Source organism: Brevinematia bacterium (genome assembly GCA_039630355.1).
Lineage (GTDB): Bacteria > Spirochaetota > Brevinematia > DTOW01 > DTOW01 > SKYB106.
Map to the genome: position 1 here is coordinate 1 of JBCNVF010000015.1, position 7,402 is coordinate 7,402.

Genomic DNA, 7,402 nt, shown 5'->3' on the forward strand with positions numbered 1-7,402 from the left:
TTCTCTTTTCTCTCACTTCTCAAAACAAACCTAAGGAAGGTGAAAAGAATGGAATATCCCATCAATATAAGGTAAAGCTTCTAAACCACATCTAACTGCAGTAGCCCGAAATTCACGATAGTGAAGTTAAACCACACGTTGAGATGCTAGATTGCCGATATTTAATTTATAGTATATTGTGGCTAGAGAAGGTAAAGTATCATCTTCAACATACTACCAAGCTGAGGATAAAAAGCTAAAAATTAACTACCTGAGGAATATCCAAACCACCCTTACCACTTTCTTTAGTATACAAAATATCACAACAAGAACATTTGTTTTGATTACGATAATTTTTTTCTGCTCCACCACATCTTTAAGTAAAAACTTGGTACTGTGTTATCACAAGATAGGCTACTCCTTAGAGGATATATACACAGTTTCACCAGAAATGTTTGAAAAACAGCTCAGACTTATAGACGATCTAGAAATTAAGATAGTAGGCATTGACTCTCTAACAAACCTTTCAACAGTTCCTAGTTTTACAGTATCAATAACATTTGACGATGGTTGGAAAATACCACAGCGTATAATAAAACTTCTTAGGAATAAAAATACAAGAGCAACTTTTTTCATCTACCCATTGGTTATAGGAGGAAAAGGATTTTTCTCCTGGAAGGACCTGGCAAATCTAACCAAGGATGGATTTATAATAGGTTCCCATAGTTATTCTCACAAATTTCTCAAGGGACTTTCCAATGATGTGTTACTTAGAGAAATTGTATCCTCAAAAAAACTCATTGAGGAGAAGATAAACGAGGAAGTATTCGCTTTTGCATATCCTTTTGGAATAGCAGATGGAAGTGCATACTCCCTAGCATCAAAAACTTACAAAATATCATTTGTTGTCAACGATAGACCTATAACGAAATCAGCAAAAATGTATAAACTGCCGAGATATATAGTTTTCAACCACACTACTTTAGGACAATTTAGGGAAATAGTTGATAGCATTTATGAATGCATGAACCTCGATTACAAGGTCTACCATATAGAAAGCCAAGTGAAAGGTCTTTATGCAAAGCTTTATCATTACCCCGTAACCCATCCGGAAGCATCAGTTTTAGTGATTCCTTCCATGTCAGTAGGTCCTGCTTGGTTTAAAACAGCAATAGATAAGTTTAGAGAATTCAACATAGAAGTATGGGTTTTCACTAGCGAAATATACAGCTTTCCATTCTACAAATATGAAGTCTACTATGATAGAATAAAGGATTTTTCCCTAGAGAATGTAAGCATGTCCCTAAAAAAAACAATAAATCTACTAGGTTCCAGAGAGATAAAGATAGTAACATGGGGGGATGGATTAGAATTGCTTCTATACCTGCTAGAAACCTCTAAATTCACAAATATCTCAAAAATAATAGTGATAAACCCATTTCTGAGGGGAGTAAAATCATACAAAGAAATCAAGCTCAACATCTCAGCCTATAAAACCATGATAACCAAAGGTAAATACGACTTTGAGAGTTTCAGAGAAAATGTAAAAACATCCGTGCTTTTAAACCTTGCGTTTTTGATGCCCAAAGACCAAACACCATTTGAAAAAGAGTTTGGTAATCTTGATAATACTCAAGCGTTGCTTCTACATATAAACAAAAACTTAAACTTAAGGTTTAGTAAAACTGAATATCCAATTGACGAATACATAAACAAGATTCAATTCTCCCCGTTTTATCCATTTTCAGTCATAGAACCAATATCTTACTACCTCGGAATAAATCAATTTTGGCTGAGACTACTTAAGAAAACATCTCTAGACATTCCCAAAACTGTTGTATTCTACAACTCAGAATACAAAGACAATTATGCTATTCTTAGTAATCTTACCAAGCTTGAGTCCGAATTTCACGAACTATCAACGGTAGAAATTTTTGTATCAGACTGGATTATAGGTAGAATGATAAAAGAAATAAGAGAGTAGGTAAATCCATACGAATGAACAAGACTTTAAACTCTCTCCACCTACTTACCCCTTTTGGTCCTCGCAGTTATGAAACTTAATTTCATACCAAACCTCTTAGGCATTTACTAATAAGAGTATTACCTAGTCTCGCCAGGGACTGCGAGAAAAATAAAAGAAAAACTACACCTAATCGTTAAATTCTAGAATTCATTGCCTTTACTCCTGAGTAGTAGAAAGATTTTTGGATCTTCATAAATAATCGTAGTATGACGAAAATGGTAATTAATATGATAGTATTATATTTTACAATTGTAATACTCCTGTTTCTAAGCTTAGACAGTTTTTCTCAGCAAGAAAGCATCCCTAGTAAACTCCTAAAACTCCGGGAAGAAACTGAGAGAGGTATAAGCTATTTTATAACTAAAGACTTCAGTAATAGTATTACTATTCTCTCAAATTCTGTGCAAATGTCCGATGAGATAATATCCCTTCTATCAAACGAAATTACTTCTCCGAAAGGAGGGAGCGAAAACATTGTTTCCTTGGTTGAGCCCACTGATGTAGAAGACAAAAGCATAATGATAACTGCTATAAGAAAGTCAACTACTGAGGCAATAAAGTTTTACATAATGGGCAATATACCTAAAAGCATAGAGAAAGTAAACACTATAAAGAGAATCTCTTTAGTCCTTTTAGAGCAAAACTATCTATCTCTGAGAGAGGTAGAGTTTAGAAAAGCACTTGAGGAAAAACTTTCTTCAATAGAAAAAACGCGAGCTTTGGAAAGAGAAATAATTGATAATAAGGTAGCTATAGAAAAACTAAAACCGGTATACATAACAAACATTGTTACGAATATAAAAATTATCACAAATATAGAGACTCCTATGAATATAATAGGAACATCGGAAAAGTTAAAAGTTGTTTATGTAACTAACATTTTCACTAATGTGAAAATAGTTACAAATGTAGTTAGAGAAAGCGAAAGAGTGAATCTACTTATCCCCGGAGTAGTAGTTGGAATAGCCTTATTGATTTCATTAATCCTGCTCATTCTCACAAGGATAAGAATAAGAAAGAGAATAAAAGATCTCTCAGAACTGATGTAAATATATGGCAAGGATAATAGCAATATCTAACAGAAAAGGTGGAACTGGTAAAACTACAACTGCAGTAAATTTATCGGCAGGAGTTGCTATCTTCAAAAAGGCAAAAGTCCTCTTAGTGGATACTGACCCTCAAGCTAGTGCTACGATTTCCTTAGGATTCCTACCGAATGTTCATCCTTCTCTTATGGATGTTATGGCAGGTAAAGCTAACATTAAGAATGCAATATATAAGACTCAAGTTGAAGGGTTGTTTTTACTACCGTCTAACGTAAACTTATCCAAAATAGAACCAAGATTGTTCTATCAGAACAACGGTGAGTTTCTGCTAAAGAAACACATTTCAGAGGTTGAGAAGGAGTTTGACTTCATAGTTCTAGATTGCCCTCCTAGTATTGGAATGATGGGACTTAGCGCATTAATATGCGCAAAAGAAGTGATAGTTCCTGTAAGAAAAGAATTTCTATCAATGGAAGGAGCAAACCAGTTTTTTACTATTCTTACAAAGATAATTGAGAGAAAAAACAATAGTCTAAGAGTTGACGGGATTCTCTTTACAAGCATCACACCAGAGTCAAAAGATAAGAATTACTCTGACATTGCTTATTTTGGACCAATAAGCATTAAGAAATTGAAAACTGAGATAAGGTATGACATAAACTTAGCAGAAGCTCCTAAACATGGAAAACCAATCTTTCTTCATTCTCCACATTCGGCAGGAGCCGAGGATTATAGAAACCTAGCAGAGGAAATTTTTAGTATAGCTTTATAGCTTTTTATATATAGAGGGGGGTACTCCCCCTGATGAATGCTTATAGTCTTCCGGTTAGCGTTATCTCAAAGTTTACACCTTTCTGTGGAAACGCAGCAGGATTAAGCCCACTACCACCATTTCTTGGGTTCAAGTTCCACCACTCTTGGTTAAGCAAGTTTCTGATAGCAATATTTAAGTCATATGAAACACCACCAAAAGAGAATATGTTGTTGGCAAGTACGGAGAGATCCACTATCCAGTAAGCAGGTAACCTTTTGAGAGTAGTAGAGAGAGAATTAGCTGGGCCTGGATCAATCTCACCTACTATGTAGTTAAGTAGTGATACATAAACATTATCTATAGGTCTGTAAGAGAGGATTATACTTCCCTTGTGCTCTGGTATAGTTGGAACACCACCGTCAACAAAGTTTGAGTTTGTAGTTGTCCCTTGAACCTCGGTTTTCCAGTAAGATTGTAGGCCTTTCTGATAGGTATACCCAAGAGTTATCTGAACATCTTTATAGAACGGTAATGTTATCTTGAGATACTCTTCAGCACCCCATATTCTGACTATCGGAACTTCTATGACTCCAATACCATGTTCTGGTATGGTAACCTTGAAGTTTTCCCCATAGTTATAGAAACCAGCAAGTGAATTCTGCAACCAATCTGAGATCATTTGGAACCAGCTAACTTCAAATGTCCATGTGGAAGCAGACTTAAGTTCCTGTACTCCTCCTTGTCTATGGCTGGCGGACCAGAGTTCAAAAACAGTTGGCTCTCTGAAAGCTTTACCTACTAACAGCTTGAATGCACTTCCTTCAAATGGCTTTACTACCACACCACTTCTCGGGTTAAGTTCAATTCTTGATTGATTGCTGACAATATAAACATCACCTCTACCACCAAGCGTCAAAAACAAGAATTCACTAATAAGTGGAACTTCCCATTGCAGGTAAGACCCTATTTTTGTCCAAGAAGCAAGCTGCTTATTTAGATCAACCGGTGGATGGAATTCTATAACATTCGTGGGTGCTGAAATCAAAGTAGACCAATCAACTCTGTTCCAAGATGCTCCTACTCCTCTTAGGATATCCAAAACGACGCCTACTGTTAGCCTATGTTTCTCAGCAAAATACAAAACAGCCTGCAATTCTGTCTGGAATCTTAGGCTTCCCGGAGACTTAAGATTAGAATAAAATCCTCTCCAAGCTTCAACATCTCCTCTTGTTATGTTAGTATCTTGAGTATTCGTTGGATATCCTGTTGGAGTTAGATCCAGAATATCACTAACTTGAGTATGATTGCCCCAGAGGTAATCCTGCCAAGCTCTCTGCTCAAACTTTAGCTTAAGAAAATCCTTAATTATAAATGACTCAAATCCCCCAAAGAGTATTCTTTGATCTCTACCATCCTCATCAAAGTAATACACCCACTGGATATCCTGAACTCCCCTTCCGTCAACTTGGTAGTTATAGACGCCTCCTAGATAGAAAGGACCATAGCTTATTTTGGCGTATAGATATCTGTTATATCCGGTATCAGCATAATCCCACATTGAGTAAACAGGTCTTCTGCTAATATTAGGAGTTTGAGGTGCGTAAACCTGGTAATTAGTAACCTGAGTATGGAAATTAGGACCATCCGTTAAGAAAACTCTACCAAACACCTTATACTTAATTTCCCCAATTTCACCACCCAGCATAACAGAAGGCGAGATTGTGTTGTATGAGCCAAATTTTACTCCACCCTTGATACCATTGATCTCCTTTTCGTCATAGGTGACCAAGTTTATAACACCACCAACGGCGTTAGCACCATAGAGAGAGGATGCTGGTCCTTGGACAACCTCAATTCTTTTGACATGAAACAGAGGATAATTGTGACTTATGAACGATTCTCCTGCTATATTGTTATTCATCTCAACGCCGTCAAGAAGCACTAATGTTGTGTCAAAAGCACCTACAAACCCTCTTTGACCACCAAAGAGGAAAAATTCTGGGTCGTAAACATCAATTCCTGGAACGAACCTCAAGATATGGCTAAGTTCCGAAAATCCAAGAGTCTTTAAAACTCTATCATCAAAAGTGTAAACCGTAGCAGGAGCTTCAGAAACCGTTTGCTTCTGCTTTGTTGCAGCAACTACTATACTCTCCTCTATCTTGAAAAAGTCTTCCTCCATTATCTGTGGGTATGAACCCACTACAAAAAACAAGATAGAGGAGAAACTCAATAGAGTCAATAGGCTAAAGCGCTTCATATATTCCTCCTTTCTTTTACTTTATTTTCTACACCTGAAAACTTTACCTTTTCAACTACTAACAGAGTATAGTCATCCTTGGGTGGAACCCCTTCGGAAAACTCTTCAATCTTATTCAAAATATGTGACAAAAGTCTTTTACCAAATAAACCTTTATCTACCGCATCCACAATTATTTTCTTGAATCTCTCCATTCCTATTTCCTCGTTCGCAAGATTCCTTCTCTCAATTATCCCATCTGTGTATAGAAAAATCTTGTCTCCATCTTCTAACTTTAAACTAGCAGAAGAACAAACATAAAGTCCTGGCTCTAGTATACCCACTATCGCACCATCAGTATCTGGAAACTCTTTAAACTCCCTTGAGAACTGATTATATAGTACTGGCTTATGGTGACCTCCCGAAGAAAAGGACATATTTCCTTCCTTATCAACTACGCCAGCAAATATGGTAAGATAATTAGCCATAATCTGCTCTTTTGTTCCGGTGTTTATTATTCTTATTCTCTGGTTTAACTCCTCGATTATTTCCCCAGGATCCTGCTTTTCGAAGCTTATGTTGAGTAAGAAGATCTTTAGCATAGTTGTTATTAAAGCAGCAGGTATTCCATGACCGGACACATCTGCAACATAGAACAGAAGTCTTCCTCCCGGAACAGGAAAAACGTCAAAAAAGTCTCCTCCTATCTTTTCCATAGGTTGTGAATATCCGAAAATAGTAAAGTCATTCCACCTGTATCCCCCATTAGGCATTATACCCTTTTGTATCCTACTAGCAAAATCTAACTCCATTTGTATCAGCCTATCCTTCTCCTTAAGCTTTTCATAAGCCTTTTGTAGCTCTTCAGTCCTCCGGGCTACTAGCTCCTCTAAATGCTCGCTATACTCCTTTATATTCTTTCTCATTTCGTTAAAAGTCATAGCAAGTAACCCAAGCTCATCGTTGGTTAAAACTTCAACGTTGTAGTCAAAGTTCTTTCTACCAAACTCAACAGCAGCATCCTTAAGTTTAAGGATAGGTGTTGAGAAGCTTTTTGCGAAAAACCAACTAAATACTATTCCAAGCCCTATCAATAACAAAACTATCAAAACCGAAATGATTATATTCCTCACAAGCTCTTCGTTAAGGTATCTTAAAGTTGTGCCAAACCTTATGTATGAAGCGGGTGTATCACCAATAACAACAGGAACCTCAACATCAATACACTGTTCTCCACCGTGAAGCACAATACTTATGCAAATATCTCCCGTAAGCCCATACCTATAGGAATCCAATCTGCTTACAACTTTACTTATCTCTTTATAAGATGAAATAATCTTGCTGTAGTCAGTAATAAT

General features: G+C 36.6%; 5 protein-coding genes. 3 read left to right on the plus strand and 2 right to left on the minus strand.

Annotation, left to right across the window (positions count from 1 at the left end):
• Positions 1-178: 178 nt before the first annotated feature.
• From ABDH28_01285 to ABDH28_01295, 3 genes are all read left to right on the plus strand, one after another.
• Entirely contained in the window at positions 179-1,963 is a 1,785-nt protein-coding gene (locus ABDH28_01285) for a polysaccharide deacetylase family protein (protein ID MEN2997664.1), read from the plus strand.
• A 248-nt stretch (positions 1,964-2,211) separates the two neighbouring features.
• Complete coding sequence (locus tag ABDH28_01290) at positions 2,212-3,054, plus strand: hypothetical protein (GenBank protein MEN2997665.1); 843 nt, start codon at positions 2,212-2,214, stop codon at positions 3,052-3,054.
• A 4-nt stretch (positions 3,055-3,058) separates the two neighbouring features.
• Positions 3,059-3,823, plus strand: a complete 765-nt coding sequence (locus tag ABDH28_01295; protein ID MEN2997666.1) for a ParA family protein — start codon at positions 3,059-3,061, stop codon at positions 3,821-3,823.
• Between the two features lie 40 nt (positions 3,824-3,863).
• Here ABDH28_01295 and ABDH28_01300 read toward each other — a convergent pair whose 3' ends face one another.
• Together ABDH28_01300 and ABDH28_01305 are read right to left on the minus strand one after the other, a co-directional pair.
• Positions 3,864-6,065, minus strand: a complete 2,202-nt coding sequence (locus tag ABDH28_01300) for a TonB-dependent receptor (protein MEN2997667.1) — start codon at positions 6,063-6,065, stop codon at positions 3,864-3,866.
• Positions 6,062-7,402, minus strand: a 1,341-nt coding sequence (locus ABDH28_01305; protein MEN2997668.1) for a SpoIIE family protein phosphatase, incomplete at its 5' end; no start/stop codon positions are given. The genes ABDH28_01300 and ABDH28_01305, both read right to left, overlap by 4 nt.

Excerpts from the sequence above, each read along its gene's own strand:
- ABDH28_01300 (MEN2997667.1), bottom strand. The coding sequence starts at position 6,065 with ATGAAGCGCTTTAGCCTATTGACTCTATTGAGTTTCTCCTCTATCTTG.
- ABDH28_01295 (MEN2997666.1), top strand. The coding sequence starts at position 3,059 with ATGGCAAGGATAATAGCAATATCTAACAGAAAAGGTGGAACTGGTAAA.
- ABDH28_01290 (MEN2997665.1), top strand. The coding sequence starts at position 2,212 with ATGACGAAAATGGTAATTAATATGATAGTATTATATTTTACAATTGTA.